At 59.3% G+C, this 3,045-nt stretch carries 6 protein-coding genes; all 6 read right to left on the bottom strand.

Going from position 1 to position 3,045, the window contains the following annotated elements; all coding sequences use genetic code 11:
- Nucleotides 1–265 precede the first annotated feature (265 nt).
- The 6 genes from AC6A67_RS16100 to AC6A67_RS16125 all read right to left on the bottom strand — a co-directional run bounded on the left by AC6A67_RS16100 (nucleotide 266) and on the right by AC6A67_RS16125 (nucleotide 2,957).
- Nucleotides 266–562, bottom strand: coding sequence for a hypothetical protein (locus AC6A67_RS16100; protein ID WP_498037580.1), 297 nt, complete (start codon nucleotides 560–562; stop codon nucleotides 266–268).
- A 66-nt stretch (nucleotides 563–628) separates the two neighbouring features.
- Complete coding sequence (locus AC6A67_RS16105) at nucleotides 629–1,051, bottom strand: hypothetical protein (RefSeq protein ID WP_498037581.1); 423 nt, start codon at nucleotides 1,049–1,051, stop codon at nucleotides 629–631.
- A 129-nt stretch (nucleotides 1,052–1,180) separates the two neighbouring features.
- On the bottom strand, nucleotides 1,181–1,543 hold the full coding sequence (locus tag AC6A67_RS16110; RefSeq protein WP_498037582.1) for a hypothetical protein: 363 nt from the start codon (nucleotides 1,541–1,543) through the stop codon (nucleotides 1,181–1,183).
- 43 nt (nucleotides 1,544–1,586) lie between these two features.
- Nucleotides 1,587–1,979: a hypothetical protein gene (locus tag AC6A67_RS16115; protein ID WP_498037583.1), complete on the bottom strand. Its 393-nt coding sequence runs from the start codon at nucleotides 1,977–1,979 to the stop codon at nucleotides 1,587–1,589.
- A gap of 4 nt (nucleotides 1,980–1,983) precedes the next feature.
- On the bottom strand, nucleotides 1,984–2,325 hold the full coding sequence (locus tag AC6A67_RS16120) for a hypothetical protein (RefSeq protein WP_498037584.1): 342 nt from the start codon (nucleotides 2,323–2,325) through the stop codon (nucleotides 1,984–1,986).
- Nucleotides 2,322–2,957 (bottom strand): nucleotide-binding protein, encoded by a 636-nt coding sequence (locus tag AC6A67_RS16125; RefSeq protein ID WP_498037585.1) that lies wholly within the window; start codon nucleotides 2,955–2,957, stop codon nucleotides 2,322–2,324. The genes AC6A67_RS16120 and AC6A67_RS16125 overlap by 4 nt, the downstream gene beginning before the upstream one ends.
- Nucleotides 2,958–3,045 lie beyond the last annotated feature (88 nt).

Here is a 3,045-nt window from a genome sequence, read left to right on the forward strand (position 1 = left end):
TCATGTCGCTGCGTCAATGATATGACGTTGCGTCAGCGCTGCGCGTCGAAGCGTCGAAGTCCTAGAAAAATTTTCTGCGTGCTGACAGCATTGCCGCCAGTCTTCCGACCCATCCGGAACGCATCCTTGGCGTAGGTATTTCACCCCTGGGCGCGCCTAACCCCACCAGTGATGATGGTCGCGCCATGGTGAGGCGATCAGCGCCGGAACGCATCCTTGGGTGAGCCACCGCAACATTCCGGATTCAGCGCCTGGATGAGAGCTTCTAGCCTCGGATGTTAATAGTCAGCGCCTCTTTAATGGTATCCGGCAAGTCTTTCAGTCGCTGAGGTATAATGTCACAAATTGTATAAAACAGCATCCAGCCTATTAATACGAGGCCGGCCACCACCCAGTAACTCACAGTCTCCCAGTCGAAAAGGCCGAGATACCCCAACGCATAAAGCAGCCCCGTGGTGCAGAGTACGAACAGGCCGAGCGTGCCGGCGAGCATCAGCACGAAATGCAGACCTGCGACAAGAGCGTTCCAAAGCGCCGCAAACATCCGAACAATACCGTTCACTGAACGACGCCCCGTCTCTCACGCGTTCTTGAAACGCCGGCCTGTCGGCGCACCTAGCCCTGGTGCTCAGAAATTCGGCTTCTCGCCAATATTCGCCTTGGGCTTGTACTGTTTGCGCACCTGCTCAGCCAGCTCTTGCTCCAGCCGCGCGAGTGTGGCGCTTGTTACCTGCTTGCACCAGGCGCCACCGTGTTGCGTGGGATCGCCCTTTTCAGCAACCTCATCCCAGATTAGTTTACGTCTCTCGGGCTTAACGCGCTGCTCAAGCTCAAGAATTTCGTTTCGTAGCTTTGCCTCCAATGCGGGTGACGGCGTCAAGCCGCACATCTTGATGTCTGACCAGTTCTGATAAGCTACACCCAGATCCTGCTCTGAGGCTGGGCGCCTCAGCTTCTCGATCATGGCGTCGCTATCGGAGGATGCCTGTTGGGCAACCGCTCCCCCGAGCGCGATGCCCCCTGCGAACAAACTCAATACCAGCCACTTCATCATATCCTCGCTTGTTCGCAGGCTCATTGATCAAGAGCGCTGACGCCAACATGCACGCGCGGAACACTCCGGTTCAAGCATTCGTTCAACTCTCCTTGCATTTGTAAACCAGAAACCCCGCCCTGGCGTTCAGAAGTCTGGCTTTGGCGGTAAGGTGGCCTTCGCGCGCTTCTCCGCAAGGTATTCGCGATAGCGCTTTCGGTCGTGGACGAGGTGCATCGGGCATGCCGTCGCCTCCACGACGCCCGCTCGCATCCAGGCTTTCTCCCACGCCTTCGTTCGGCCCGCCTTGCTGACGTTCTTCTCCTCGCGGCCGATCCACTCGCGCGTCATCTGGATCATGGGTGGTATGTCGTGATCGCCCACCAGATCCCCGCATTGCGAGAGAATCTGAAACCGAAGATAGCTAAGCCCAAGCCGTTCAACGTGCTCCGGATCGTCTTTGCCGCAGGCTGAAACGGCGAGGGTGGCGAGCAGAGTTGCGCCAATCACGGGACTTCTCATCATCACTCCAGCAAAGGTCTGCCCCACAGGATCAAAACTCAGGTTTGGGCGGTATAGCGTTGCGCTGCCGCTCCAGCTCCTTTTCCCGCTCGTAATTATCTCTGAGCCTACCAACGGTCGCATCGCAGGTAGCCGGGCTTAGGGGCGGCCTCTTGGTCCATGCCTCCCGCCAGACCTCCGCATGCTGCGATTGTGGCACTTTCGCTTCCCTCTCGCGGATACGGCCCTTCTGAAACTCCGCAAGCACGTCTGGAAAGCTCCCGCATTTCTCTTGCAGGATCCAGATGCCGTATTCATCCTTGAGGTCTGATATGGCATAGAGCCTTTTCATTTCCGCAACGAAGGCGTCAGTTGGGTCGGCAACCTGCGCATTTGCGCCACCACAGGTCACAATCAGACCGAGCAACAGAACCAGACGCTTCATCGTCTCACTCCAGCGGGAATTCGCGGCGATAGTGTTCCATTGCGACCTCCAGAAGCTCCTTCATCGACATGCCGCGACGAACGGCTTCCAGCTTGAACGCCTGACGGTACTCGTGGCTCACCTTGAAATTGAGGTCTGCCCAGCCGTCGGTAGGCGTTTTCAGATTGTTTGGGGTCTGAACCCTCGCCGGCGGCTCCACAAGGCGGGGCTTTCCCTTGCGCACCGATGCCTTTGGGGGCTTTGCAGCCCGCTCGACGGCAGGCTCGGCGGCAGCTGCGGTATCGTTGTCCGCCTGCGGCGGATCAATGATCAGCTCTCGCGGCGGGGGCGGGGGAATGCGGCTCATTTCAGTGTCTCCACCCGGTCGACGATCTCGTGGGCGATGGCGAGGGCGCGCTCATTCAACGAGGGAAAGGTGGTCTCGCAGACAGCACGGCCGGAGTTCTGTGCGATCTGATAGCCGGTGCGTACAGGAAGGTCGCTCTCCGAGCAGGCGTATCCGGCGCCGCGCACATAGGCCCTGGCGTCGGCAATGGCGACGGCACTCTCGATGGTCTTGTTGATGACGAAGAACATGCGCTCTTCGGGAATGCCGCGGGCCGCCAGCTCGTGGGCGAAGCGCACCTGCGGGGCAAGGTCATCGAGCGTCACGCCGGTAGGGATGACGATCAGGCTCGCTTCCTTGGCGAGATCGAGCGTGGAGGTGTCACTGTCCGGGCGCCCGTCAAAGACCATGAGGTCGTATTGCGGCGCCTGACGGATGGCGTTCTTGACGGAGGTGAACGCCTCTGCGGCGACCTCGGGCTCGATCCCGGCGCTCATGCGCATCGCGGACCAGTCCGTCGAGGTCTTCTGCTTTGTGTTGAAGTCGGCAATTTTGACGCGCCAGCCGTTGGCGGCATACGCGACTGCCATGAGCCGGGAGAACGTCGACTTGCCGACGCCACCCTTCTGCGAGAGGCAGGCGATGGTTAGCATTTGGGTCGCTCCATGTGCGGGAATTAGCGAATTCGCCGATTCCATATCCCGCACATTAGCGACCCAAGTGATTGACCGGAAGTTAAGG

Source organism: Camelimonas sp. FR25 (assembly GCF_059740505.1).

Excerpts from the sequence above, each read along its gene's own strand:
- AC6A67_RS16105 (WP_498037581.1), bottom strand. The coding sequence starts at position 1,051 with ATGAAGTGGCTGGTATTGAGTTTGTTCGCAGGGGGCATCGCGCTCGGG.
- AC6A67_RS16115 (WP_498037583.1), bottom strand. The coding sequence starts at position 1,979 with ATGAAGCGTCTGGTTCTGTTGCTCGGTCTGATTGTGACCTGTGGTGGC.
- AC6A67_RS16120 (WP_498037584.1), bottom strand. The coding sequence starts at position 2,325 with ATGAGCCGCATTCCCCCGCCCCCGCCGCGAGAGCTGATCATTGATCCG.
- AC6A67_RS16125 (WP_498037585.1), bottom strand. The coding sequence starts at position 2,957 with ATGCTAACCATCGCCTGCCTCTCGCAGAAGGGTGGCGTCGGCAAGTCG.